The organism is Paenibacillus sp. R-74696, assembly GCF_055814915.1.
In genome coordinates, this window is the sequence record NZ_JBPULM010000040.1 from 1 (window position 1) to 26,590 (window position 26,590).

At 47.8% G+C, this 26,590-nt stretch carries 18 protein-coding genes, 10 tRNA genes and 1 pseudogene; 1 reads left to right on the forward strand and 28 read right to left on the reverse strand.

Features of this window, described 5'->3' with window-relative positions; all coding sequences use genetic code 11:
- On the reverse strand, positions 1-1,665 hold a 1,665-nt coding region (locus tag ACSR9A_RS19175; protein WP_473758926.1), incomplete at its 3' end, for an InlB B-repeat-containing protein.
- A gap of 125 nt (positions 1,666-1,790) precedes the next feature.
- A complete protein-coding gene (locus ACSR9A_RS19180) occupies positions 1,791-4,322 on the reverse strand; it encodes a winged helix-turn-helix domain-containing protein (RefSeq protein WP_473758927.1) in 2,532 nt (843 codons plus the stop codon).
- Positions 4,323-4,511: 189 nt separating this feature from the next.
- Here ACSR9A_RS19180 and ACSR9A_RS19185 point away from each other — a divergent pair.
- A pseudogene (locus tag ACSR9A_RS19185) lies at positions 4,512-4,744 on the forward strand (IS4 family transposase); the annotation flags it as partial.
- Between the two features lie 640 nt (positions 4,745-5,384).
- On the opposite strand, the gene ACSR9A_RS19190 reads toward ACSR9A_RS19185, so the two are convergent.
- From ACSR9A_RS19190 to ACSR9A_RS19315, 26 genes are all read right to left on the reverse strand, one after another.
- Positions 5,385-5,648, reverse strand: a complete 264-nt coding sequence (locus ACSR9A_RS19190; protein WP_473758928.1) for a helix-turn-helix domain-containing protein — start codon at positions 5,646-5,648, stop codon at positions 5,385-5,387.
- Positions 5,649-5,848: 200 nt separating this feature from the next.
- Positions 5,849-7,681, reverse strand: coding sequence for a glutamine--fructose-6-phosphate transaminase (isomerizing) (gene glmS, locus ACSR9A_RS19195; RefSeq protein ID WP_473758929.1), 1,833 nt, complete (start codon positions 7,679-7,681; stop codon positions 5,849-5,851).
- 100 nt (positions 7,682-7,781) lie between these two features.
- Entirely contained in the window at positions 7,782-8,048 is a 267-nt protein-coding gene (locus ACSR9A_RS19200) for a hypothetical protein (RefSeq protein WP_473758931.1), read from the reverse strand.
- Positions 8,049-8,557: 509 nt separating this feature from the next.
- Positions 8,558-9,898 (reverse strand): phosphoglucosamine mutase, encoded by a 1,341-nt coding sequence (gene glmM, locus ACSR9A_RS19205; RefSeq protein WP_473758932.1) that lies wholly within the window; start codon positions 9,896-9,898, stop codon positions 8,558-8,560.
- A 75-nt stretch (positions 9,899-9,973) separates the two neighbouring features.
- The gene (locus ACSR9A_RS19210; protein ID WP_473758934.1) at positions 9,974-11,422 is read right to left on the reverse strand and encodes a CdaR family protein; all 1,449 of its coding nucleotides are present in this window, start codon (positions 11,420-11,422) and stop codon (positions 9,974-9,976) included.
- Positions 11,415-12,254: a diadenylate cyclase CdaA gene (cdaA, locus tag ACSR9A_RS19215; protein ID WP_341279756.1), complete on the reverse strand. Its 840-nt coding sequence runs from the start codon at positions 12,252-12,254 to the stop codon at positions 11,415-11,417. Before cdaA ends, ACSR9A_RS19210 begins: the two co-directional genes overlap by 8 nt.
- Positions 12,255-12,578: 324 nt before the next feature.
- Positions 12,579-13,247 (reverse strand): zf-HC2 domain-containing protein, encoded by a 669-nt coding sequence (locus ACSR9A_RS19220; protein ID WP_341279757.1) that lies wholly within the window; start codon positions 13,245-13,247, stop codon positions 12,579-12,581.
- Between the two features lie 80 nt (positions 13,248-13,327).
- Positions 13,328-13,894, reverse strand: coding sequence for an RNA polymerase sigma factor SigW (gene sigW, locus ACSR9A_RS19225; protein ID WP_046233638.1), 567 nt, complete (start codon positions 13,892-13,894; stop codon positions 13,328-13,330).
- A gap of 352 nt (positions 13,895-14,246) precedes the next feature.
- Positions 14,247-15,692, reverse strand: a complete 1,446-nt coding sequence (locus ACSR9A_RS19230; protein WP_473758938.1) for a S1C family serine protease — start codon at positions 15,690-15,692, stop codon at positions 14,247-14,249.
- 371 nt (positions 15,693-16,063) lie between these two features.
- Positions 16,064-18,868: a phosphoenolpyruvate carboxylase gene (ppc, locus tag ACSR9A_RS19235; protein ID WP_473758940.1), complete on the reverse strand. Its 2,805-nt coding sequence runs from the start codon at positions 18,866-18,868 to the stop codon at positions 16,064-16,066.
- A 255-nt stretch (positions 18,869-19,123) separates the two neighbouring features.
- Entirely contained in the window at positions 19,124-19,693 is a 570-nt protein-coding gene (locus tag ACSR9A_RS19240; protein WP_473758942.1) for a hypothetical protein, read from the reverse strand.
- Positions 19,694-19,756: 63 nt separating this feature from the next.
- The gene (locus tag ACSR9A_RS19245) at positions 19,757-20,491 is read right to left on the reverse strand and encodes a class I SAM-dependent methyltransferase (protein ID WP_473758944.1); all 735 of its coding nucleotides are present in this window, start codon (positions 20,489-20,491) and stop codon (positions 19,757-19,759) included.
- A gap of 118 nt (positions 20,492-20,609) precedes the next feature.
- A tRNA-Gly gene (locus ACSR9A_RS19250) sits at positions 20,610-20,680 on the reverse strand.
- A 5-nt stretch (positions 20,681-20,685) separates the two neighbouring features.
- A tRNA-Pro gene (locus ACSR9A_RS19255) sits at positions 20,686-20,762 on the reverse strand.
- 24 nt (positions 20,763-20,786) lie between these two features.
- Positions 20,787-20,863: transfer RNA gene (locus ACSR9A_RS19260), tRNA-Arg, on the reverse strand.
- Positions 20,864-20,869: 6 nt separating this feature from the next.
- Positions 20,870-20,944: transfer RNA gene (locus ACSR9A_RS19265), tRNA-Gly, on the reverse strand.
- A gap of 194 nt (positions 20,945-21,138) precedes the next feature.
- Positions 21,139-21,981 carry an ABC transporter ATP-binding protein gene (locus tag ACSR9A_RS19270; RefSeq protein WP_473758946.1) on the reverse strand — a complete coding sequence of 281 codons (843 nt, stop codon included), beginning with the start codon at positions 21,979-21,981 and terminating at the stop codon, positions 21,139-21,141.
- Positions 21,982-22,192: 211 nt separating this feature from the next.
- The gene (gene nfsA / locus ACSR9A_RS19275; protein WP_473758948.1) at positions 22,193-22,930 is read right to left on the reverse strand and encodes an oxygen-insensitive NADPH nitroreductase; all 738 of its coding nucleotides are present in this window, start codon (positions 22,928-22,930) and stop codon (positions 22,193-22,195) included.
- A 34-nt stretch (positions 22,931-22,964) separates the two neighbouring features.
- A complete protein-coding gene (locus ACSR9A_RS19280) occupies positions 22,965-24,494 on the reverse strand; it encodes an AraC family transcriptional regulator (RefSeq protein WP_473758950.1) in 1,530 nt (509 codons plus the stop codon).
- Positions 24,495-24,801: 307 nt separating this feature from the next.
- Positions 24,802-25,842 carry an ABC transporter substrate-binding protein gene (locus tag ACSR9A_RS19285; RefSeq protein ID WP_473758952.1) on the reverse strand — a complete coding sequence of 347 codons (1,041 nt, stop codon included), beginning with the start codon at positions 25,840-25,842 and terminating at the stop codon, positions 24,802-24,804.
- 165 nt (positions 25,843-26,007) lie between these two features.
- Positions 26,008-26,092 (reverse strand) — tRNA-Leu (locus tag ACSR9A_RS19290).
- Between the two features lie 23 nt (positions 26,093-26,115).
- Positions 26,116-26,191: transfer RNA gene (locus ACSR9A_RS19295), tRNA-Lys, on the reverse strand.
- Between the two features lie 5 nt (positions 26,192-26,196).
- Positions 26,197-26,271 (reverse strand) — tRNA-Gln (locus tag ACSR9A_RS19300).
- A gap of 5 nt (positions 26,272-26,276) precedes the next feature.
- Positions 26,277-26,351: transfer RNA gene (locus ACSR9A_RS19305), tRNA-Glu, on the reverse strand.
- A 13-nt stretch (positions 26,352-26,364) separates the two neighbouring features.
- Positions 26,365-26,440 (reverse strand) — tRNA-Thr (locus tag ACSR9A_RS19310).
- Positions 26,441-26,443: 3 nt separating this feature from the next.
- Positions 26,444-26,519 (reverse strand) — tRNA-Asn (locus ACSR9A_RS19315).
- Positions 26,520-26,590: the final 71 nt, after the last annotated feature.

A 26,590-nucleotide genomic window follows, 5' to 3' on the forward strand; every position in this document is an offset into this window, starting at 1 on the left:
TCCCATGCCGAACGTTGCATTTGCCGCATAGGGTGTTCCTGTTCCGTCGGCCGCCGTGTTCCAACCTGTGAAGGTGCTACCCGTCTTCACCAAGCTTCCCGTGTTTCCTAATACGGTTACCGTTGCATGTTGCTCGTACGGATTGCTATCCGTTGGCACGGTTCCTCCCGTGCTGCCATTTCCATTGTACGTTACGGTGTATGTCGGGTTGGCCGTCCACTGCGCGTACAGCGTCACGTTCGCCGTTCCCATGCCGAACGTTGCATTTACCGCATAGGCTGTTCCTGTTCCGTCGGCCGCCGTGTTCCAACCTGCGAAGGTGTGGCCCGTCTTCACCAAGCTTCCCGTGTTTCCTCTTACGGTTACCGTTGCATGTTGCTCGTACGGATTGCTATCCGTTGGCACGGTTCCTCCCGTGCTGCCATTGCCGTTGTACGTTACGGTGTATGTCGGGTTGGCCGTCCACTGCGCGTACAGCGTCACGTTTGCCGCTCCCATGCCGAACGTTGCATTTGCCGCATAGGCTGTTCCTGTTCCGTTGGCAGCCGTGTTCCAACCTGCGAAGGTGTGGCCCGTCTTCACCAAGCTTCCCGTGTTTCCTCTTACGGTTACCGTTGCATGTTGCTCGTACGGATTGCTATCCGTTGGCACGGTTCCTCCCGTGCTGCCATTACCATTGTACGTTACGGTGTATGTCGGGAGATCAATGTTTTGAAATATGTCTCCTCTGTTACCTACCACGATAAACGTGCCGTTGCCGTAGGTGACGCCATTAAGAGACCCGAACGCAGCCTCATAGCTTTTCGTCCAACTCACTAAGTCACTGGAGGTATAGATAGAATTAAATGATCCCACACCCACATACGTACCATTTCCGTAGGAGACACTATGAAGGACGCCAGAATTTACCAACGCACATTTCTCACAGATAAGGCCCGACGTGGTGATCTTACTCCAGCTCACTCCGTCAACGGAGGTCAATATCGTTGTTCCGTCTACTGCCCAGGACACAAACTTACCATTTAGGTATTTGACGCCTTTAAGATCTGCCGCAGTGCCCGAATTTTGGCTCGTCCAGCTCACTCCGTCACTGGAGGTCAGTATCGTTCCATTTTGCCCCACCGCCACAAACTTTTGGTTGCCGTAGGTGACGCCCTTAAGTACTGACGTGGTGCTTACATTGCGATCCGTCCATAAGTCCGGCGTCTCGCTCGTCGTAGAGGTGTATATGGCTCCTATATTTCCAGCAATTTTGTTCCCCACCGCCACATAAAGGCCGTTGCCGTAACTAACGCCCCAAAGGGATAAATAATTATTGAGGGTATGGCCCGTTTTCCAGATCACTCCGTCACTAGAGGACGATGCAAGTCCAGCTCTAGTCACAGCCACAAACTGGCCATTATCGCAACTGATACTAGAAAGCTTGAGTGTATTTTCCGGTTCGTAATACGTCCAACTCGTTCCGTCACTCGAGGTTAAGATGCCTCCCTCATCAGTCACCGCCATAAACTTGCCGTTACCGTAGCAGACGTCCTGATTACTGGTAACAAGGTTATTAGGTTTCCGATTAACCCAATTATCAGTAGAAGCAGCAGTAGCAAAAGTAGGGACCATCCCCAATAGAATAATTAATACCATTAATAAAGAAATCCAACGTTTGTTCATAAATTGTTTCACTCACCTTTGTCTAGATTCGACATTCTCCTCTACTATAAATTAAAATAAACAAAATAGAACCTACCCGCCTGGGGTAGGTTTTTAAAAACAGGATAGGCATTTTAACCAAGTCTCTATAATTGCTTTGCAAGTTCCAGTGCTTGTTTACGATTGTTTACTTCAAGCTTTTTGTAGATGTTTTTAATATGAAATTTCACGGTATCTACCGTAATATTCAGACGCTCGGCAATTTCCTTGTTCATCAATCTATCCCTGATTAGCAGCAAAATTTTAAATTCCTGCCCTGTCAGTATTTCTTTGGGTGATTGATCAACCTCTGGTATATCATTCATAGCACGCAACAGTTGCTTTACATAGGAACCCGAAGAAGAATTGCTATCTTGCTGAACCTTTGAATAAGCGTCAAGCATCTCCTCCATTACAAAACCCTCGTCAATAAAACTACGAATATATCCATCTGGCTTAGCCAAAGCCAAAGCAGTGCCCAATTGAATGAGCGCAGCCTCCTTTTGACCCGAATGCCATAACGTTACACTTTGCACAATTAATACTTTTGTGTGATCACGGAGACAGTCTCCCTTGCACACCAAGAGATATAATCTTTCCAACAGGTACAGCGCTTCTTCTATTCGTTCGCACGCCGCAAGCACTCTAGCCAATATCAGATGCTCTGCCATAAGATTCAATGAAACCTCATCCGTGTGCGCAAGACCGCACCTTTGCAACCAATCAGTCGCATCTTTGAGCGAGCCTTGCCGCAAAAATAGATAAGCTTGTTCCGTTTCGATTTTCACAATAAATAAAGCATAATCGGGTGAATCAATTTTCGACTTCAATTGCACCAATAGTTCGGAAGCTCGCTTTGGATTTCCTTTGGCTTGCTCAATCCGCGATGCAGCGATGCCCAATTGGATCATAATTCGTGAAAGAGGCTGATGGTCTATGCGCCCCAATGACTGACCGAAGTAAAATTCTGCCTCCTCCAACCGATTCCACTCATACAGCAAATGGATATATGCCAAGTACATATATCCAATAAAAGGATAATTCTTTTTATTCTCCCATATTTTAATCCATTTCAAAAAGAAGTCTTCCGCCGCATACAGATCATTGATTAAAGTTAATTGATCATAATTCCTACTGTACCCTTCATACCGGTTTACCCCCATCACCTGAAAGTAGCTTCCTTCCGGCATATATCGTTCTGTAAGGGCCAAATAATCCGATGCTCGCACAAAGTCATTTTGGATATAAGAGGCCATACCACAATAGAAATAAATATTACCCATAACCTTGTTCCAGTCTACATCAGGTATTTTCCCTTGCAGTGCTTCAAACCGGACTTTGGTTTGCTCCATTCTCTGAAAAGCGTCTTCCCACTTACCTCCTAGCATCATTACGGCTATATAAAACATTTCGATCATAGGCTTCTCCGCAAAGGAGCTTTCAGGTAAAACAGTTACCCACCTCATCAACGCAGCACTCTTCGATTGCATCAAGGCAGGGGGATTTTTCTCGATCATCCGAATAACATCCGCAAACTGTTGGCCTTCTAAATAATGCTCCACCGCTTCTTCATCAAACCCGTTTTTTTCCAACCAATTCGCCGCGCGGATGTGCACTTGAATCCATTTGTCCGAATCCGTTCTGGACCCTAGCTGTCGCAAGAAATCGGAAAGCAAATGGTGATAACGATACCAATTCCGCCCCTCGTCTAAGGGTATAATGAATAAATTTAGTTGCTCCAGTCTCTCCAATTGCTCTTGACTGTTCATTTGACCCGTAACTGCTTGGCATAAAGAATGGTTCATTCTACTTAAAATGGACGTTTCCAATAAAAAGGAGCGCATTGTTTCCGACTGCTGCAGGAACACTTCTTCCAACAAGTAATCAGATATATGATGCTGTTGACCCGTAAATTGCTGGATGGACTGCTTTATATTAGTACTGCGTTTCAGAGAGATTGCCGCCAGCTGCAATCCACTGACCCAACCCTCAGTTCGATGGAACAGCTCGGTTACTTGCCCTTTCGTTAGCGATAAATCCGTCGTATCTCGAAAAAATGCAAACCCCTCTTCCAGTTCAAAGCGCAAATCATGCATTTGGATAAAATGCAATTCACCCTTCGCCAGAAGTCTGGTAGTAGGGATCGGCAAATCGGTACGGCTAGCGATATAAAGATGAATATGTGGAGGAAAATGTTCCAGTAGGTAGCTCAATGATTGGTGAATATCGGGGAGTTCAATGAAATGATAATCGTCGAGTATGATTACCAGTTCACCGGTTATATGATTCAATTCATTCAAAAGTTCCTTAATCATAGGCTCTGAAGATTCCGAAGGTCCTTTCTCAAGAAGACACCCAATCGTTTGGCCAAAGCTAGGGATTCTCTCCTGAATGGAGGCCGTTACGCAACTCCAAAATGAAATCCACTCATTATCATGCTTATCTAAAGAGACCCACGCAACAAGCGCGCTGCATTGTTTCACCCATTCACATAAAGCTGTTGTCTTTCCATAACCAGCCTGCGCGGAAACAAGCATCAGCTTGGTTTCCATCCCCTCATTAAGCTTGCGCATCAGCTTCGGACGGGATACCATAGTGTTTCTTATATGGGGGATCTGAAATTTTGTACTTACAATCACTGTTGATTCCTCCACAAAAAAAGCTCTAAATTAATTAATAACTCAACTTTCGCAACGCGAAATTAGCTTGAATCCCTTGCGGCTGTATGGATAAATCGTGTTTTTTCTTTCTTTAGATAAAAAAGTACCTTCTTCGTTTGGTATCATGGGAGTGACTAGCATCCATGCAAACAAAGAAAGGTGTAATCTATGGTACACCATCGTTCCCTGTCTGACCAGTCTCGTTTTTCGTCTGTTTTTACTTCTTTGAAAGTCGGCAAACTGCTTCTGGCGGCTGGCATTCACAAGTCTTTTGGCCTCTCAGCGCTCGCTGTCTTTCAGCTGCTATTCTCGCTTGTCTTTGACTGCTGGAAAGTGGCCGAGGCGGCTCATTGCCAGGCCAAGATATGGTCTATCGTTTTCTAAATCATCCCCGTTTTTCTATCGTTCTTTTACAATACAGCATACAAAAGCGGGATTTAGGAGTAAAAGCGAGCTAAATATCCTGCTGTATAAAGAAAATAAAGTTGTAGACTAGAGCAGTTGATTTTACACGGTTTTTAGCTGAGAGAATCGTCAGCCCAGGGAAAATAAGTATTAGACTGGCAGGTTGCTTGCAACACTACTGTTCGGCTGGGCAGTCAGAGACAAAGAGACCGCGCCAAACCGAAGCTACCAGAAGCGCCGGCAGCATCCGCCATCGCCAGTGTGCCGATCGCACCGAATCGGCTTCCGAAAGGGTAACCTGTCACATGAGCCGGAGCCTCGCCTCCGTTTCATTCTAGTACTTTATTTCCTTCTGACACCTGCTCGTTAGCCTAATGAAGCATCCTCAGTCTATGGATATATTATCAATCTTTATTCCAAATTATCAATCTTTGTTTCAAGTCTACAATAGGTTCTCCTTGTCTACTTTTTTGCCCAACAAAAGTTTTGTGTCCACAATGAAAAGTTCAGCTAATATCGTCAATTATTTTGCTAATTAGCCCAAACAATGATTGAGCAGCTGCCAAACTAAAATCAAAAATGGATACCTGAAATTCGTCGACTCAGCAATAAATATAAAATGATGAGGTGCTAACTTTAAGTGGTGAGTTGTGAAATGCGACTAAACAACTTCCTGAAGCTGATGATTAGGCTGTTTTCCACATGATTAAGCTCCCCTACCACTTCCTTAAGTTCATCCTCACTTGCCATATCTCCGAACAAAAGCCATGTGGGGTTTATGTTAAACTCCTTTATAATTGCCAATATTGTCTCCAGTGACGGATTGTATTTGCTCTGCTCCAGTTCACTTAAAGTTCCTTGAGACACACCAACTCGGTTCGAAAACTCCATTTGATTCATCTGATTTTTTTTCTAATTATACGAACTCGTTCCCCAAGCATAAGCTACAATCCCTTCTGAATAAAAATATCCCGATGATCTAAACAAAGCATCATCGGGACTGTTCTAGCGGTTCCACACTTATAACATAGGTTCCAGACTTCTTTTACTGGTTCCACACTTTTTTTTCACTGGACAAAAAGTGAATATTATTACTTCCCCTACTCCACCGTAACACTTTTCGCTAAATTTCTCGGTTTATCAACATCATGTCCGAGCGCAAGCGACGCGTAGTAAGAGATCAATTGCAGCGGCACTACGGACAGGGCAGCTGTCAAAATCGGCAGTGTGCGCGGGATCGAGAACAATGTATCGACCGATTTGCTCACTTCTTCTTCATAGCCAACATTGCCAATACCGAGCACATTCGCGCCACGTGCTTTCACTTCTTTAATATTGCTCAATGTTTTCTCGTACAGCTCTTCCTGCGTGACCAATGCGATAACGGGAACGCCTTCTTCGATCAGTGCCAACGTACCGTGCTTCAGCTCGCCAGCTGGGTAAGCTTCCGAGTGAATATACGATATTTCTTTCAGCTTCAGCGAGCCTTCCAGTGCTACTGGATAGTCAATGCCGCGGCCAATAAAGAACAGGCTCGGGTGCGAGGAGATCGATTCAGCAATATCGCGCAACACCGGCGCTTGCTCCAAAATGCTTTCCACTTGCTCAGGAAGCTCTTGCATCGCAGCAAGGATCTCGCTTACCTCAGCTGTGTTTTTCGTTCCAAGTGTATCCGCAAAATACAAGCTGAGCAGGTAGAAGACTACGAGCTGCGACGTGTAAGCTTTTGTCGAAGCAACCGCAATTTCCGGTCCTGCCAACGTTACCAGCACATCATCCGCTTCGCGGGCAATCGAGCTGCCCACTACGTTCGTAATCGCCAGTACGTGAGCGCCATTGCGCTTCGCTTCACGCAAAGCAGCAAGCGTATCCGCTGTCTCACCGGATTGGCTGACTACAATAACGAGTGTATCCGGCGTAATGATTGGCGAGCGGTAACGGTATTCCGAAGCTACATCCGTTTCAACCGGAATGCGGGCAATGGACTCAATAACCGTTTTACCAACAAGGCCAGCATGGTAAGCTGTTCCGCAAGCAACGATATGCACTTTACGAATCGTTTTAATATAATCCTTCGTCATCGTCAGCTCAGATAGCTGTACCGATTTGCCGTCGTCTGCAACGCGGCCGAGCATTGTGTCGCGGTATGCTTTTGGCTGCTCATAAATTTCTTTCAGCATAAAATGATCAAATCCGGCTTTTTCTGCGGTTACCAGATCCCAGTCGACATGGAATATTTCCTTGGAAATAGCTGCGCCTTCTGTCGTCATCAATTCGACACCATCACGTGTCAAAATAGCCATTTCGCCGTCGTCCAAAATATACACGTCACGCGTATGCTCCAAAATCGCCGGAATATCCGAGCCAATGAAGTTTTCGCCTTTGCCTACGCCGATTACAAGCGGGCTTGCAAAACGAACCGCTACCAGCTTCTCCGGTTCAAACTCCGTCAATACGCCAAGCGCGAACGCTCCGCGCATACGTTTAACCGCACGCTGCACCGCTTCAATGATGTTGCCGTCATACTCATCAGCTACGAGATGCGAGATTACTTCTGTATCCGTCTCCGATACGAATACATGACCCTTTGCAGTCAATTCATCCTTCAAATCCAGGTAGTTCTCAATGATACCATTGTGAACCACCGAAAATTTAGCGGAATTGTCCGTATGCGGATGCGAGTTCACATCAGATGGCTTGCCGTGAGTCGCCCAGCGTGTATGCCCAATGCCCACGGAACCGTGCAATGGCTCGCCTTGCAGCTTGCCTTCAAGATTCGCAAGACGTCCTTTTGCCTTGGATACTTCAAGACCATTGTCCGTGAATACAGCAATGCCTGCCGAGTCATAGCCGCGGTATTCCAGCTTTTTCAGCCCTTCGATCAAAATCGCCTGCGAGTCACGTTTACCAATATATCCTACAATTCCACACATAATTTAATAGACCTCCGTTATAGGTATAATGCCCTTATGACGGATGCCTGCCTATATGCGGCACAGGCGCTATTCGGTTGTCACAAATTCAGTTCTGCTTTTATACAAAGAAGTTGTGTAACCCTCTGCCCGTACCAGCCCCACAGGCGGCACCATAGACATACGGGAATAAAAGTTCAATTATTTCGTCTGTTGATGCCTGCTGAACGTTTGTATGAATGGTCGCCCAATCATTTTGCGTCTCAGCTTTCGGTTGGCATGCTATAACCGGGAGGCCCCCGCCGAACATTTCGAACACCTCCACCTCGTCAGCTTCCCGTATGATCGCCCCTACTGCTTCCATAACCACTGTCTGCACATCCATCATGCAGCCCATTCATCGGTTACGTAGAGCATCGAAACGAATCATCACGCAAGCTCTGGCGCTTATATTGCAGTATAACCTCGATCCTCGCTTTCCTTCTGGAATGAAATCATAATCTCTATTGTATTCATTTTCAGGCAAATATGCAACAACATCGGGCTCGTATCCATTCATAAGCAGCTATACCCACCGTTTGCCTCCACTGCCTACTTCATTTTATGTCTCAAAAAGCGTATCGGTGCCTAGCCGCCGGCATTCCGCCAATCCTCTCAGCCTGTGCTGAAGCTTTAGCGCACATGCTTCAATTCAATCGCCGAATGCAAGCGGCATTAATCATTTAGGGCACCAATCTTTTATATCGCTTAACATTACTAACGTTTATAATTGCTAACCTTAAAAATAAGTCCCGTTTAACATTACTGCTATTAATATGAATTTCCTTCAACGTTTGTGGTCGTTAACGTCTACTCTCGTTTACGATTGCTGACGCTAAATACTCAGCCCATTAATGATTAACCGAGTTCTTTTTTCACCACATCAACAATCTTTGCGACGTATGCTTCAACCTGAGCCTTGTCTGGGCCTTCTGCCATGACGCGAATAAGCGATTCCGTACCGGATGGACGAACCAGCACACGGCCGTTGTCGCCAAGCTCACGGGATACTTCTTCCGCTGCTGCTTCAATCGCCTGGTTGCCCAGGTATTTGCTCTTGTCTTCTACGCGCACATTAACGAGCACTTGCGGGAACTTGCGCATAATGGTTTTCAGCTCGCTGAGCTTGCGGCCGGAAGCTTTAATCGTATCGACCAGCTGCAAAGCGGTCAGAATGCCGTCACCCGTCGTAATATAATCTAGAAAAATAACATGGCCGGACTGCTCGCCGCCCAGATTGAAGCCGCCGCGACGCATTTCTTCCATCACGTAGCGGTCGCCAACAGCGGTTTGTGCGGTTTGCAGGCCTAGCTGCCCCGCAGCCTTGAAAAAGCCAATGTTCGCCATAACCGTCGTAACGACCGTGTCATGCTTCAGCTTTCCAGCCTGTTTCATTGCATCGCCAATGATGCACAAAATATAATCGCCATCGACCTCTTCGCCTTGATCATCAATGGCGATCAGGCGGTCGGCATCGCCGTCAAAGGATAATCCCAGATCCGCTTTATGCGCCAGCACCTGCTCACGCAAATATTCCGGATGCGTCGAACCGACGCCCGCATTAATGTTGCGGCCATCCGGCTCCGCCCCTACTGTAATGATTTCCGCGCCAAGCTCGCGGAATACAGCAGGCGCCAGCTCATAGGCGGAGCCGTTGGCGCAGTCGAGCACGATTTTAAGGCCGCTGAAGCCGCCTGTAATCGTCGTTTTCAAAAAGTCCAGATAACGCTTCTTCGCCGAGTCATCGTCGGTTACAGTGCCAATGTCGCCGCCTACAGGACGCGGCAGTTCATCCTGCTCCGCATCAATCAGCTGCTCAATGCGAATTTCCGTCTCATCCGACAGCTTGAAGCCGTCGCCAGCGAAAAACTTTATGCCATTGTCCTCAACCGGATTATGCGAAGCGGAAATCATCACACCCGCATCCGCCTTGAGCTCACGCGTGATATAAGCAACTGCTGGCGTAGATACAACGCCAAGACGAACCACGCTCGCGCCGATGGACAGCAAACCAGCAATTAGCGCCGATTCCAGCATGGGGCCGGAAATACGCGTATCCCGTCCGATAACGACGACCGGCTTATCTGCCTCTCCCGTTAATACAAATCCGCCGCAGCGGCCAATTTTATAAGCAAGCTCTGGTGTCAATTCCTGATTCGCGACACCGCGCACGCCATCTGTACCAAAATATTTCCCCATTATCGTTCTAGCCCCTTTTATGATGTCGATATTGGCTGAACCAGCCAAATATTTGTTGCTGCTCTTTACATTACATTAGCCATTTGCATTTGTGGCGCTGCCATTGCTTGGCTCGCCGCCACCAGCATTCGTAGCTCCAGTGCCTTCATTGCTGCCATCGTTTCCCGCTCCAGCGCTAGGCGTGCTCTCACCACTATCCGGCGTTGCCGATGGCTCAGGCGTCGGACTCGGCTCTGGTTCGGTCGTACCACCGCTTGCATCTGGATCTGCCGTTACCGGATCAGACTTCTCGCCAATAACTACCGTAGCGCTAAATGCCGCTTCTTCGTTTGTTACGGTCACAAAACGCGGCACCGTTGTCGTCAGCTTGATGGTGTGTGTGCCTGCCTTTAGCCCCTGCAAATCAGCTGTCAGTTGCAAATCCTTGTCGCTAATCGCCGATAGCACATCTGGCGCACCGTGAATATTCAGGCTCGCCTCGCCGCTCTGCGGCTTGCTGATTTCGGCGAAAAGACCCTCGCCAACGTTCGTTAGCTGAATCGCTCTCGTCAAAGTCAGCGATTCCCATGAGACGACATTAACCTCAACATTAATTTCAGCAGGCTCAACGAGCACGATGCCATCCAGCTTCGTTACTTTCGCCTTCACTGTGCCCGACTGCTCTACAGCTCCAAGATCAATCGTCACCCCATTATATACTTCGAGGGCATCAAGCGTTTTCTGATCCGCATAAACGGCAACCTTGTCGATTTCCGGTTTAATCGAAGCAATGCTTAAACCTTCCGGCAAGCTGCCTGTGTAGCTGATCTGGAGCGGAACCATCTTGATTGGCGGAGTGACGGGAACCTCCACATCAACGATCTTCGGATTGGTAATGGCATGCTCCATCACTTTGCCTTCCGTATCATAAACAACAACACTCGCCTTTTTATCCTGAACTGTCGATTTGGCGCCTTCCACACTAACAGTCGCGCTGACCGAACCGACATATTCCATTTCATCCTTCGGAAGCGTCACTTTAACGGACGCGGCTGTCTCTTTGCCCACCAATGATGGAGTGCCGACAATATAGCCGCTTGAAGGCGTGCCTGAAGTCTTCAGCCCGAGATCAAAGGACCTCGTCTGAATTTCTTCGATATCTACCTTCACCGTGCGCTGTGAAATTTCCAGCAAGGTGACGCCGCTCGGCATCGTATACGTTAATGGCACAACATGCTCGCCTGTTCCGAGGCCCGATAAATCGGCGGTAATAATATAATCCTCGTCTTTGGCGGTCAGCAGCTTTGAACGGCGGCCCTCCACCATAATTCTTACAACGGTCGGCTCCATCTGCACGAGCGAATATTTGGTTTCATCCAGCCCGGTTGGAATAATTTGCGCGGCCTCAATAATTTTTTTATCTGTATTGGAGGTCACCGCAGCAGGAGTCGATTCCGGATCGAAATGCACAACTGCCCACAGCAGCAGCGCAATGACGATCGAAATAATTTTAATCGCTGTCGGATGACTAAGCCATTTATCCATCCTGGCCTCCTTTCCGCTTCCAGAACGCGAACGTAGAGCGTTCCTTCGTGCGTCCATTCGTCTTCGGAGTCAGCTCCTCGAACAGCTTCGAGATTAGCGATTCTTCTTTAATATCACGAACAATCATGCCGTTGAGCGCCAATGAAACTTGTCCCGTTTCTTCAGACACCACAACCGATATCGCATCACTAACCTCGCTGACGCCGATTGCCGCACGATGGCGAGTACCTAGCTCCTTGCTTATAAAAGGATTTTCAGACAGCGGCAAATAACAGCCTGCCGCCATAATTTGATTACCCCGAATAATAACCGCTCCATCATGCAGCGGCGTATTTGGCGTAAAAATATTGTTCAGCAGCTCGGAAGTTATTCGCGACTCCATCTGCACACCTGATTCAATCAGTTCATTAACGCCGGTCGTCCGTTCAAAAACGATGAGCGCGCCGATTTTGCGGTTCGCCATAAACTGGACAGCCTTCATCACTTCATCAATTTGTTCATTGACAACATCCTTGTCCATAAAGGACGAGCTGACGAACAGCTTCCCGCGTCCCACCTGCTCCAGCACCCGCCTAAGCTCAGGCTGAAAAATGATGAGCACCGAAACGACGCCAAAGGTGAACATTTGGTTCATGACCCATTTGAGCGTATATAAATTGAACCACGTGCTAATTGCCCATACAGCAATAAGCACAAGGATTCCTTTCAAGAGCTGAACCGCCCTTGTCCCTTGTACAAGCAAAATGATTTTGTAAATAATATAGCTGACGATCCCGATATCAATGACATCCTTGATGCCGTTCTGCCAAGTCAAATCTGCAAAGTAACTCATGTAAGAACCCCCAAACAACCGAGCACGTATCGCATGTATTTTTAATTACAACTTTATTATTTTCTATATTGGGTGTGGAAACTCCTTTATTCAAGGTGAAACAGCTGTCGACATCTTTTGGCGGCGCAGCGCGTTTCAGTCCGAGAAATATAGAGAAAGGATGGAACGATCATATACTTTCCTATATTTCAAGGTGAAACAGCTGTCGACATCTTTTGGCGGTGCAGCGCGTTTCAGTCCGAGAAATATAGAGAAAGGATGCAACCATCCTATCCTTCCCTATATTTTCAAAAAAAGCTGCCTTCCCGTCAGGAAGGCAGCCACCTAAGAAGCCAATCCGCTGAAAGTTGTCGTCACCTTATACCAGAACCAATCAAGTGCTTGATCAATGGTTCGGCTTTGCCCGGCAATGTAACCGGTCGAAGCAAGATTCAAGGAACCGTCAATAACCGTTACATTGCCCTCGATTTCGCCTCTTACGTCAGCCATGCCATTTTCAACGATCAAATTTCCTTTAATATGCACACCTTCTGGAATTGTAACCGTGTTGCCGTCAATAACGACCTGATGCAGATCCTCGCCCGATACCACCAGCTTCGTATCATGTCCCCACATCGAGACGAAGCTGCCCAGCATGACCAATACAAAAACCGCTGCGACCGTTACGCCCGGGTACTTGTAAAGCAAACGCAAATACAGCGGACGAGTCTTCGCCTTCGGTTTCGGTATTTGGTCCAGAATAAGCTGCGTCAGCTTCTCGGAAGACTGTATATCGTAATGCGGGACCACTGCGGCATGCTCCAAGGCGGAAAAAGTCATCGCTTCCGTCTTCTCCAGCTGTTCGAACCGAGCGAGGCAAGCGGGACAAGTACTCATATGCCCCTTCAAATCCATCGTACCTTGTCTGGTCAGATCACCGTCAAAATAGTCGTGCATCATTCCGATGGCGACTTTGCATTCCATAGCAGCCAGTCCTTTCTTTCTTTTGCTCACATTAACGCTCTACTACAACTATAGGATACGTATCAAATCCGAAAGTGTTTCAAAATTTCGCGACAAGCTTTCGGCCATTTTTACAGCTTGTACTCCAGCTTCTTGCGCAGAAACTCGCGCCCTCGATGTACCCTCGTCTTAATCGTCGTTACAGGGATATCCATGACCTCGCTAATTTCTTGAAGAGATAAATCCTCAATATACCGCAGCATCATCACCGTCTTGTATTTGGGAGGAAGCGAATCAATGGCCTGATGGATAATCCGCTGTGTCTCGGACAGCAGCGTCTCCGATTCAGGCGTACGATTGTCGCTTGGAATCATCGAATAACCATCAAGGCCCTCGTGATCCGTCGATTCCGCATCGAGTGAATACACAGGCTTGCGCTTGCGCAGCTTGTCGATACAAAGATTCGTCGCGATCCGATAAATCCAGGTGGAAAATTTTAAGGTTTCATCGTAACGCTCTAAATTTCTATACACTCGCATGAACGCTTCCTGCACGACATCTTCCGCCTCTTGACGGTTGCTCAGCATGCGGTACGCCATGTGAAAAAGCTTGTCCTGATAGAGCCCTACGAGCTCAGCAAATGCCCGCTGGTCGCCTTTTAACGATAATTTTGCAAGGCGGGCTTCCAATACATTCACTTCTACTCCTCCAAACTTTCCGTTTGAACGGATTGTTGCCGCGAGTGCTATTATGAATCAGCAATGCCTACTAAAACAAATATAACTCCTGCCGCGTCCTCTGCCCTTAAACTCTATAGAAAATCGTAATCCACATGGACTTAAAAAGCAAGATAATTGCGTAAGAAACATCCAATCTTTCCAACGTATGACGAAACAACACCGCTACCTTATTTGAATTATTATATACGTTTTCCACTATCTATGGCAAAAAAGCAGCTCTCAAGCTTTTCGCTTGATGCTGCTCTTGCCGGGCTCGTTACGAATGCGAATCGTACCGCACATCGTTCCCAGCCTTTTTATATGAAAAATATTATAAGGAATTTGTCATCAGCTTTTGAAGCACACTTTGAATTTCGTTCGATGGAATAGCAAAACCAATGCCTTGCGCCTCCGCGCTTACCGCCGTATTGATGCCAATGACCTGCCCACTCGTATTCAGCAGCGGACCTCCCGAGTTGCCTGGGTTAATGGAGGCATCGGTCTGCAGCAAATGCTTATAATCCTTCGTGCCGCCATTTTCGTCTTGTACAGAAATTGGACGTTCTTTCGCGCTTAGCACACCAACCGTCATCGTGTGGTCGAAGCCATAAGGATTGCCGATAGCGATAACCCAGTCACCGATGGCTGTGCTATCCGAGTCGCCCAGCGACAGCATCGGGAATGCCGTCGTTCCGGTAATTTTCAGAACAGCCAAATCCAGATCGGCGCTGGAGCCAACAACCTTGGCCACAAACGGCTCATCATAACCTTCTACGGTTACCTTCACTTGGGAAGCCCCGCTAATGACATGCTCATTCGTTAAAATGTAACCATCGGACTGGAATATAAATCCCGTTCCGGAGCCGGTAAGCTGCAAATTGGAATCGTCTGTGCTGTTTTGATCATTGGAGCCTGCATTTGGCTGCTGCTGTTGGCCGTTTTGCGGTGCCTGCTGGCCGAAAAACTGCCAGTAGTCCGAGCCGCGTCCGCTCGAGCGCGTCGCTTGGCCGTAGTTTTCGATTTTGACGACCGCTGGGGATGCCGCTGCATAAATGCTGGAAATTTGGCTGTCCACCGAGTTGGCGGCGGTTGTCAAGCCTGCGCTGTTCTCGCTGCCATTGCTGACGACACTGCCATTTGTCGCATTCACTGTAGCTACGCCGCCTGTAAACAAATTGCTGCGATCCGCCGTATACATAAAGCCGCCGATGACGACAGCCCCTGCCAGAAACGCGGCGAAAATGGACTTCATCGGCGAACGCTTCGCCAGCTTGGAGGAAGCCTCGTCCCCGCCCCTGCCTGCGCCGCTTTGCCCTTTATCCGTCATCGTCTGCAACTGACCCAGCTGCTTCTCATACGAATGGCGCAAGCTCGAAGGGGAGCGTTCTGCCTCGTAGATGTAGGAAGCTACTAGCGGAGCCGTCTGTTTTGCAGCCTCTTGGCCTGCAGCTGATTCCTGCTGCGATACCGATGATACGAGTGGATCAGCTTGCTGGGGCGTTGTCCGGCTTCCATTCGCCTCCGCCTCCTTCGACGCCGAAGCCTCTTCCCGCGGTTCAGCAGCATCCTCATAACCATAAACCGTTTTGAAAACCTGCTCGCTCCCGGGCTTGCCAGCTGCACTCGCTTGTCCGTCTTTGCTATCGCTCGATCCGGCTGTGTTCATGTCCGCCTGCTCGTTTCCTTGTCCTCCACCATTCACTTGATCCGCCATACGATCATCTCCCTGTCCATTCAAGCTGTTATTTGTTCCTCTATATTGGTTGTCCTCGCTCATCTTGATTGCCTCCTTCAAGTTTTACCGAGTAAAATTCATCACTTAAGCTAAGTATCGGGAAAATAACGATTCGTTCTTGTCCGTTCGATTGTATTCGGTCATTTCGTTTGCCTTCTATGTATACATCATGCAGGACGCACCTTAAATCAAACTTAAGTGAAATTTAAAGCAACATAAAACCTTTGAACCCCGACCATATATCGTGCTAAAAAGCTGTACAAGCGCATAATAAGGGCCACTGCTCCCGCTTGCCCCACCTTTTACAACGCAAAAAAAAGCCAAGCGAGGCAATAGCTGCCCTGCTTGGCTTTCCTATTCACGCCAGAATCTCGTGGCGTTTACTTATTTATTTTGCAAGCTCCGTATTCGTATTAGCCCGTGTTTCTCAGGCCGGCTGCAATTCCGTTGATCGTGAGCAATACTTCACGAAGCAGCTCTGGATCATCCTCGTCCTTCGCCCGCAGTCCGCGGAGCTCAGTCAGAAGCTGAACCTGCATGTAGCTGAGCGGATCAACGTATGGATTACGGAGGCGAATCGATTCTTGAATAACCGGTACGTTATCCAAAATTTCCGCTTGGCCCGTAATGCTCAAAATCATTTGCGACGTCAGCGCATATTCCGACTCAATTTGCTGGAAAATACGATCGCGGATAGCCTCATCGGAAATCATGCCCGCATATTCCTTCGCAATAATAAGATCGGCTTTCGCCAGTGCCATCTGCAGGTTGTCGATCAAAGAGCGGAAGAATGGGAAATGCTCATACATCGTTTTCAACGTTTGCAGACGCTCTTCGCTTCCATCCACATATTGCTGGAGCGCTGTGCCGGCTGCATACCAGGCTGGCAGCAGATAACGGCTTTGCGTCCATGCGAATACCCATGGAATCGCGCGCAAATCTTCAAAGCGGTCGCTGTTTTTCCGTTTGGACGGACGTGAGCCAATGTTCAGCTCGCCAACCTCAGGCAGCGGTGTCGATTCCTTGAAGTACGTGAGGAAATCCGGATCGCGGAAAATCAAATCCTGATATTTCTCCAGCGCCGTCTCGGAAATCGAACGGGCTATTTCTTCCCACTCCGGCTCGGCCGTCTGGCCCTGCTCCGGATATTTTGCCAAGCGCGCTGCTGTAATCAGCGCCCAAGTCGCCTGCTCCAAGCTGCGGTAAGCGATGCCCTGCATCGAATAACGCGAGGAAAGCACTTCGCCTTGCTCGGTAATTTTGATGCCGCCGCCAACCGTATGCGGTGGCTGTGCCAAAATGCTGCGGTTCAGCGGCATGCCGCCGCGACCGAGTGCTCCGCCGCGTCCGTGGAAGAACTTCAGCTTAACATCGTATTCGTTCGCCGCTGCTGTAATTTCCTTAAGAGCTACGCGCAGCTCCCAGTTTGCTGTAACCGCTCCGCCATCTTTATTGCTGTCGGAGTAACCCAGCATAATTTCATGCAGATCGCCGCGAGCCGCAACGGCTTGACGGTAAATCGGCAGTTCGAACAACTGCTTCATAATAGCCGGAGCCGCATGAAGGTCGTCGATTGTCTCGAACAGTGGCACCGATTGAACAGAGCAGTGAACCGTGCCGTCGCGATCTTGACGGAACAAGCCAACTTCCTTCGAGAAGACCATGACTTCCAGCATGTCGCTGGCGCCCTGCGTCATACTGATCAGGTAGCTGGAAATGCAGTTCGGGCCAAACTCTTGCTTCGCACGGTAAGCCGTATGGTACACATCGAGGCATTCACGCGTTGCATCGGTATAATCCAAGTGGCTCGACGTCAATGGACGCGGATCATTCAGCAGGCGATGCAGTAGCTCAACCTTTTCATCCTCATTCAAACCTGCATAATCAGGCGTAATATTCATTTTCGCCAAAATTTCAGTCATCGCATTTTCATGCTCTTTGCTGTGCTGGCGAATATCCAGCGTCATCAGGTGGAAGCCGAACAGCTCAACCTGGCGAACCAGCTTGCCGATATGCGTGTCTGCCACATAATCCGCGAAGTGATTGCGCAGGCTGCGGTCAATAATTTTCAAATCCTCCAGCAGCTCTTCCGGGCTGTTATAGCGCATAGCCGAGCCTTTGAGCGCCTCATTGCGCGTATTGGCGAGCTTCTCCAGCATAAAGCCAAGCTTGATGCGGTAAGGCTCCTTCGTGTTGCGCCACAGTTCTACGCATTTCAGCTCAACCTGCTCGCGGTCGCGGCGAATCGATTCAATCAATTCATCCGACACTTCCACAATATTCGTGCTGAAGCTGAGTTGGCCCATCAGCTCATTCAGCGTTTCTTCATACTTGCGAATTGCCAGCAGGCGGTGCATCGTCAGCGCTTCCCACGTCACCTTCGCCGTTACGGAAGGGTTGCCGTCACGGTCGCCGCCGATCCACGAGCCAAAACGGAGAAAGTCTGGCGCATGCCATTTTTCACCTGGATAATATTTCTCAAGGCAGCGCTCCAGCTCTTCGTAGACAGCAGGCAGTACCTCGAACAACGTTTCATCAAAATAATACAAGCCGTTGCGAACTTCGTCGATAACCGTAGGCTTACGGTCACGAAGCTCATCACTTTGCCACAAAATAAGCACTTCATTCAGCAGCTTCTCGCGAAGCTTCTCGCGCTCACGATAAGTCAGCGTCGGATTATCAAGCTCCATGACATCTTCGGCAATCCGCTTGTGGATATCCAGTACCGCTCTGCGTGTAGCTTCCGTTGGATGTGCAGTCATAACAAGCTCCAGCGAAATGCCGCTCAGCATTTGCTGTACATCTTCCACTGCGATTTGACGTTCCTTCAGATCCGCTACAGCACTCTCAATGGAGCCGCGTTGAACGCCTTCCCCAGTGGAACGCTCATAATCGCGCTTGCGGCGAATACGGTGATTTTGTTCAGCAATGTTAACCAGTTGAAAATAAATCGCAAAGGCACGAATAACCTGGTGCCTAATTTCCGGGCTCAATGACGACACGGTCGTCTTGAATTGCGCGAATAGCTCCGGAATATATTCCGCTCGCAACGATTTGCTTGTTTCACGGATTTGCTCTACAATTTCAAGCAATTCCTTGCCGCCCTGGTGGACGAGCACTTCGCCGAGTATGTTGCCTAGAAACCGAACATCCCTACGCAGCAAATTGTTCGCTTGCTGGCGGCTTGCCGATAAATTCGTTGCAGCTTGTTCCGACATACTGAAATCCTCCTGTAGCGTGCCCTATAACGGACTCATTTTAACTATCTTACATCATACTACAAAATCCTTCACGGTTGAAGCCCCGCCATTTACCAAGATGTATGGGAGGTTGTCTATTATGCTCACAACTAAAAAGGGAGCATTAATCATAAAATGAGGAGATGATCCCCTGAATTTCCGCTAACGTCATACATTACCCCTGTATGATACAATTCTATCTCATTCATTTTTTATGGATAAATAGAATCATTTTCACGCTGTAGAAAAGATATAAAAAAAAGAATAGTTGCCATTCACACGTATCTTTAGGTATGGTATAAAAAGGAATTTACCTCGATTTATCAAGAAATGGAGGAGATTTTCATAGTTCAGCTCTACTTGCCATTGCTGATAATTATCGCAGCTATTTCTTTTATAACGGTTAAAGTTACGGCTAAAAAAGGCAGCTACCTTCACCTGACCCCTCATCAAATCGCCATTATCGCCTTCAGTTTGCTTCTTATGCTCATACCGTTGTATATCCCTTATCGGAATGCTGCATTTATGAGCGGTGCATTGCTGTCCTCGCTGCTGTCCACCGCCTTGGCCCTGCTCGCGGTATTCCTCATCTATTTTAAAAAAAATAAATGGGCCTACCTTTCTCTTGCTGTCGCTTGCGTATCGGGGATCATTTCTACCCTTATAAAAATAAACTAGCTGGTAGCACGCGTATGCTTTTTTCCAGCTAACAGGCATCTTTTTTCCAGCAAATAAACAATCCTTTATAGCCTCTTCAATCAGACAAACGCTACTAAAAAAGCTTCCATGGCTGAAACTCTCCATAGAAGCTTTCTGTTCATCGCTTCTCTATTGTCACTTATTATCGATGTATTGGGACTTATTTTGTTATTTTTTCACTGCTGAAACTAGCAAAAACATCGGACGGCGCATTTCCTCCTGCCAAGCCGAATGGCTAGCCAGCAGCTCCTTTGTCGGCTGCAGCTCCGAAAGCTGCTTAAGCTCGAATCCGGATTCAATCAACGCGTTCATGTAGGTCGAAACCGTACGGTGATATTTAACGACATCATGCTCCAGAAATCTGGACTGACGCTGGCCCTCCCTATGATAATTATCCAGCGGCCAATGCAGCTTTTCCCCTTCCGCCCCATAATGCCAATCCTGTCCGGCAAGCGCGGTGAACACCGGATGCTCAACCGAAAAGACAAATGTGCCGCCTGGCGTCAGGGAATGGTGAATCTTATTGAAGAGGCCGCCCAATTGCTCCACATAGTGCAGCGCAAGCGAGCTAATGACGACATTAAACTCCTCCGCTGGAAAATCGATATCCTCAATCGCAAGCTGGCGATATTCAATCTGTCCATCGTCTGTCATTTCCCTTGCCCGTTCCAGCATATTGCCCGAAAGGTCAATCCCTACAACCGAGCGGGCATGCTGTTCCCGTGCATAGCGGCAATGCCAGCCGAATCCGCAGCCGAGATCGAGCACGTTTGCACCCTCCAGCTTCGGCAGCATTTTGCGAAAAAACGACCATTCTCCGGCAGCATCCAGTCCCCCAATCGAACGAGCCATCTGGCTATAATTTGTGAAAAAAGAGGACTCATCATATTTGTTTTGCTTCATCCACCTTCAACCTCCTTAGCGCTTGGCTATTTTGTCCTTAAAAATTATCATCCTTTAAAAACAGGAACAAAAAAAACCTTGCATACCGCAAGGCTTTCTTCGTACTTTGTAACGTTTAAGCGGGTGATGGGAATCGAACCCACGCTATTAGCTTGGAAGGCTAAAGTTCTACCATTGAACTACACCCGCAAATATGGTCGGGACGACACGATTTGAACATGCGACCCCCTGGTCCCAAACCAGGTGCTCTACCAAGCTGAGCTACGTCCCGACAGATAATTCATTTTTAAAGAAATGGCGCGCCCTAAGAGATTCGAACTCCTGGCCTTTTGATTCGTAGTCAAACGCTCTATCCAGCTGAGCTAAGGGCGCGCATTATGGAGCGGACGACGAGATTCGAACTCGCGACCCTCGCCTTGGCAAGGCGATGCTCTACCACTGAGCCACGTCCGCATTACATTTTCGCCTGTATTTCTTAAGTGTTTCATCGTGGCGACAAGTAATAATATATCATGTTGAGAAGGGAATTGCAACTGTTATTTTAGCTTTTTCTAAAAAAACTTTTTCCGGGTTTTTAGCCTTCCCTTTGCTTTTAGCCGCCACATAAAAATCAAACCGTGCTCCTGCAAGCACGGTTTGATGACTGACTATACAACTCCAGCTAATGCCGGCTTCTTATCAAGCATAACTCTGGATGCAGCCGACTCACCTGCGAGCGCATACGGCATGCACAGCGGAACACCGGTACGCGGATCAGGCATAATATCAGCTTCAATGTTAAACACCTCGCGCAAAATCTCCGGTGTCATAACCTCTTGCGGCGAGCCTTCACCAACGACACTGCCTTTTTTGATAGCAATCATATGATGCGCATAACGCGAAGCGTGGTTCAGGTCATGGACAACCATAACAACCGTACGCTTATTAACCTCGTTAAGCTTCTCAAGCAGATGCAATACTTCGAGCTGATGCGCCATATCAAGGAAAGTGGTTGGCTCATCCAAAAATAAAATATCCGTTTCCTGTGCCAATGACATCGCAATCCAAGCACGCTGGCGTTGACCGCCTGACAGCTGATCAACTGGACGGTCAGCAAAATCTACCATTCCCGTCGCTTCTATGGCCCATTGGATAATTTTACGGTCATCCTTGCTCACAGAGCCGAAGCCCTTCTGATAAGGAAAACGTCCATACGATACAAGCTCGGATACGGTCAGTCCGTCTGGAGCAGTCGGATTTTGCGGCAAAATAGCCAGCTGCTTCGCCACTTCTTTCGTCGCTTGCTTATGAATCGACTTCCCATCCAGCAATACGCTGCCTGCAGATGGATTCATCAGACGAGCCATTGTTTTCAAAATCGTCGATTTACCCGAACCGTTGGACCCCACCAACGCAGTAATTTTTCCTTGTGGGATAGCAATATTCAGATCTTGAACGATTAACCGTTCATCATAACCAATGTCGAGATTCGATGTTGTGAGGCGAATCATGTGACATGCACGCTCCTTCCGATGCCCGCTTATACGGATTGTTTGCTGAATATTTTAAAATCATACGACTTATCATTCATTAAACATGATAACTATTATCAGTATCATTCAATAATTAATGATAATCGTTCTCACGTATAATGTCAATGAAAATAAAGCAATTGTTTAGGCCAAATGATTTTGTATCGCCCATGCACGGCCGAAAGGCTTCTTATTTTTGCAAGAAGCCTTTGCTGCGGAGAAAATCGCCCATATGCAGACGGGGATGATTGATTTTGGCCGCCATAGATTCGGACCAGCTCGTATTCAGCTTGCCTTCTGAGCGCTCCAGCATATACTGCCTAATCGTCTCGTCATACTGCCGAATGCCGCTTTCCACCGCATCCTGATCATAGCTATTTTCATGCAAAATCGCCTGCTGTGGCAGTCTTGGTCGCGTCAGCGGCGCTTGATCCGGCTCCCCCATGCACATCCCGAATACGGGGTACACATGCGCTGGCAGTTCTAAAAGCGCTGAAACCTCCTGGGGATTGTTGCGGATGCCACCAATATAAACAATTCCATAGCCAAGCGATTCCGCTGCGATCGCTGCATTTTGAGCAGCCAGCGCGGTATCAACCGTTGCTACGATAAAATTTTCAACCGTGCTCGTAAGCTCGCCCTCATAATGCTGCTTGGCTGCCTGCTCATAACGGTACAGATCGGCGCACCAGACGAGAAATACGGGGCATTCCTCAATATAGGCCTGATTGCCGGAAAGCTCAGCCAGTTTTTTTCGCTTATCTGGGTCACTCACGTTGATTACCGTGAAGCACTGCATACTGCTTGAGGTTGAAGCTTGCTGCCCCGCCTCTATTATTTTTGCCAGGGTCGGCTGTGGAATGGGGTTCGATTTAAATTTCCGAATGGAGCGGTGATTAAGCAGCACGTCTATCGTTTCAGGCCACATTGCGATCAGCTCTTTTCTTATATAGTTTCACTTATTAACTTACATCTTCCTTATGCAAAAAAGCGACCGCTTCATCAAGCTGCCCATCAATCGCAAGCGGCGAATACACCCACCATTTGTTGAAAGGAACAATATGCATTCTGCCACCGCGTACTGCCGCGAGATTCCGCCATCGTTCGGACATTTTCAACTGGTTAAACGCTTCTGGAGCCCCTTGATCCTTCGGATTAATCATGATTATGAGCCGATCAGCGTCGTATTTTGACAGATCATTATACGGCTTAGGCTCGGAAAAAATAAACGGCGCTCCCGCCTCCATATGCTGCTTCACAAGTGGATGGGGATCTAGACCAAGCAAGCGAAAAAAAACATGCCCCATATTGCGGCTACCCACTACTCTGAACGTATCACGCTCCATGACCAGCACAGCGCATGTCTCCATGCCGCCAATCTGACGCTGAATCCGTTCCCTCGCTTGATCCGCTTTAGCCAAATGCCGCTCCATCCATTCTCTTTCCTGTCTCCGTTTGCCTACAACTGCTGAAATTTGTCGCAGCTGCCCGTAAACGTCCTGAGTATGCCAATCGATAGGAATCAGCTCGGCCAACTGGCTAAGCTGCTCCTGCTCCTCAGAGCGCATATGCTCATAGCCCAAAATCAAGTCAGGCTTCATCGCGCGAACAGCCTCCATGTCACAGGGTTCCCATTTGAAAGGTGTCATGGCTCTTACATGCTCACGCACATAATAATTTTCGAACAGATGGTAATCAGGTGCACCTACAGGCACATGACCAAGCGCGAGCAAATGCGACGTATAAAGAAGGCCAATAACCCTTGGTTCTCTCGTTTGCACATATACCCGAGGAGATACCCCCACATGCTGCTTAAACTTTCTGCTAAAATAAAATTCATCCTTAAAGCCAACATGACTGGCTACTGTGACCATATCATTCGAAGGCACCAGCAGCAGCTTCTTGGCCCGCTCCATACGCAGCTTGCCCAAATAATCCATCGGGCTTGCTCCCGTCAACTGCTTGAACATATGAGTATACTGACGTATGCCCACACCCGCTAAATCCGCGAGCTCCTGCAGAGTCATTTTACCTTTATAGTGTTCCTTCATATATAAAATCGTTTGCTCTACGACATGCTCCCCATCCTTAGAGTGGTTAGAGGCTGATGCAGCCGCGGCAACTAAATAAATGGCCTCCTGCAGCAAAATATTGCGCTTAAATCGCACCATTCCGCTTACAGCCGTTCGTAAATCAAACAGTGAATCCAAAACGTCCATTAATGGTGCAAATGGCTTAATGAAGTGGGGGCGACCAGCGGCGAAGGAAAGCAGCTCTCTCCCATCCTCTTCATCGTCAGCAGAAGCTGCTTCAAATTCAAGCGAATAATACTGAAGCCGTCCATCCTCTACTCTATCGACCTCTATTGTTGTCTCGGGCTCGAACAGAACACATGTGCCTGGCTCAAGCTGTATAGGCTGCCCATGAAGCATCACCGTTGCCGTTCCTTGCATTATGGTCCATAACGTGTGTACCTTAGCGTTCTGAGACAACGCTGGTATTCCTCCAGTAAATGAACCTTTGCTAATCTGAACCCAGCGGAGCTGCAAATCATCTATGTGTTCACCCTTATCCGCCATTTGCCCTTGTTCCCCTCCCATTATGATAACCATTCTCAGAAATGCTATCATTTTATTGTAGCGGAAAAATGCCCAAGCGTAAACGGCTGAAGCCGTCCTTTGGCGGCAAAGCTTGCGTTTCGCGTAGAAATATAGGAAAGGATGGAAACAGCATATCCTTTCCTATATATAAAAAAAGCTTTCCTGTCGAATCAGGAAAGCTTCCTTGCCAGCACTTCGTTTAATTTTTGAATAGCTGCATCGTTTCATCCAGTAGAGCATCTGTTGAGAACAACGTATAGGACCACCATTTTTCATGCGGCACGATATAAACTTTGCCATTTTTCACTGCGGAAAGACTTTTCCAAATGGCCGATTGCTGCATTTCTTCAAAAAATTGCTCGGATCCCGGCTGTGTAATGTCTACTTTGACGATCAATCGGTCGGCATCATACTCCGGCAATTTTTCAAGGGATAGCGAATCGGTATAAACAAAATAATCTTCGCTTTCATCTATTTGCTTCTGAATCGACGGCAGCGGTTTAAGCCCCAGCAAATCATAGAGGACATGTCCCATGTTGCGATTACCGGCTACCTGGAAGGAGTTTTTAAAAATCTGGATAGCAGCAACCGTCTCATCCGGCTCAACATACTGCTTGATTTCCTCCTTGTATTTCGCCGCTTTCTCTTCATGCTGCTTAATCCATTGCTCGGCCACTGCTTCTTTCCCTACAACGCCGGCAATGAATTTTAGCTGCTCATACAAATTTACTTCCCATGGATAAATGACTGTAGGTGCAATTTTGCTCAGCTGATCAACTACATCTGCTTCGACAAAGGAAGAAGCGATAATAAGATCCGGCTTTAATTCCAAAACCGACTCATAATTAATTGGATAATCTCCAGCAATAGTGATTTGATCTTTATAACTATTTAAATAGTAATCCGGTGTAATTTCATAATTCAAGCCGCCTATCGGCGTAATGCCTAGTGCCAGCAATGGCGTGGTAGCACTCACTGAAAAAATGCGCTGCGGATTAGCCGGAATTTCTTTCTCTCCATATGAATCAGTGACAACGCGTGTATTAGAAGTGCCAGCCTGCTCTTGCTCAGTCGTTGCAGTCGTCTGCTGCACTGGAGATGCAGTTGATTCCGAACCTGAATTTGCTGCTGTTCCACAGCCTGCAAGAACGATCAGACACCCTATAAGCAGCGTAGCTAACCTAATCGTGTATTTCCTTGTTCCATTTACCACCGAACCCACCCTTTTCTGCTTCTTCATTGATAGTAATTCTCACTGCTATGCCATTATACACAATCAAACTAATCTGCAACATGGAAAATCAGGCGTAATTTACTGGATTAATTGGCGGATGGGATTTAATAAAATGAACATCAAAAAACTCCTCTTATCATTTTCAGATAAAAGGAGTTGAGTTTAATTAAATGGTGCGCGTGGAGGGACTTGAACCCCCACGTCGTGAAACGCCAGATCCTAAGTCTGGTGCGTCTGCCAATTCCGCCACACGCGCATGGGTAAAGCTGTTAGGAAAAATGGTGAGTCATGTAGGATTCGAACCTACGACACCCTGATTAAAAGTCAGGTGCTCTACCAGCTGAGCTAATGACTCATGAATGGCTGGGGATTCAGGGATCGAACCTGAGAATGACGGAGTCAAAGTCCGTTGCCTTACCGCTTGGCTAATCCCCAATAGATGGTGACCCGTAGGGGATTCGAACCCCTGTTACCTCCGTGAAAGGGAGGTGTCTTAACCCCTTGACCAACGGGCCTCACGTATAAAGCTGGAGCTCTCAACCGGGATCGAACCGGTGACCTCATCCTTACCATGGATGCACTCTACCTACTGAGCTATGAGAGCATATGGCTCCCCGAACAGGACTCGAACCTGTGACAACTCGATTAACAGTCGAGTGCTCTACCAACTGAGCTATCAGGGAATATTTCAGCTGTTCGTTGAATGACCTAATAAAAAAGGTTCAACGGTAAAGACGCTACGATTGAGTTGCGC

Coding starts and splice junctions, on each gene's coding strand:
- ACSR9A_RS19190 (WP_473758928.1), bottom strand. CDS start 5,648: ATGAATCAAATGGAGTTTTCGAACCGAGTTGGTGTGTCTCAAGGAACT.
- glmS (WP_473758929.1), bottom strand. CDS start 7,681: ATGTGTGGAATTGTAGGATATATTGGTAAACGTGACTCGCAGGCGATT.
- ACSR9A_RS19200 (WP_473758931.1), bottom strand. CDS start 8,048: ATGATGGATGTGCAGACAGTGGTTATGGAAGCAGTAGGGGCGATCATA.
- glmM (WP_473758932.1), bottom strand. CDS start 9,898: ATGGGGAAATATTTTGGTACAGATGGCGTGCGCGGTGTCGCGAATCAG.
- ACSR9A_RS19210 (WP_473758934.1), bottom strand. CDS start 11,422: ATGGATAAATGGCTTAGTCATCCGACAGCGATTAAAATTATTTCGATC.
- cdaA (WP_341279756.1), bottom strand. CDS start 12,254: ATGAGTTACTTTGCAGATTTGACTTGGCAGAACGGCATCAAGGATGTC.
- ACSR9A_RS19230 (WP_473758938.1), bottom strand. CDS start 15,692: ATGAGCGAGGACAACCAATATAGAGGAACAAATAACAGCTTGAATGGA.
- ppc (WP_473758940.1), bottom strand. CDS start 18,868: ATGTCGGAACAAGCTGCAACGAATTTATCGGCAAGCCGCCAGCAAGCG.
- ACSR9A_RS19240 (WP_473758942.1), bottom strand. CDS start 19,693: ATGGAGAGTTTCAGCCATGGAAGCTTTTTTAGTAGCGTTTGTCTGATT.
- ACSR9A_RS19245 (WP_473758944.1), bottom strand. CDS start 20,491: ATGAAGCAAAACAAATATGATGAGTCCTCTTTTTTCACAAATTATAGC.
- ACSR9A_RS19270 (WP_473758946.1), bottom strand. CDS start 21,981: ATGATTCGCCTCACAACATCGAATCTCGACATTGGTTATGATGAACGG.
- nfsA (WP_473758948.1), bottom strand. CDS start 22,930: ATGTGGCCTGAAACGATAGACGTGCTGCTTAATCACCGCTCCATTCGG.
- ACSR9A_RS19285 (WP_473758952.1), bottom strand. CDS start 25,842: ATGAAGAAGCAGAAAAGGGTGGGTTCGGTGGTAAATGGAACAAGGAAA.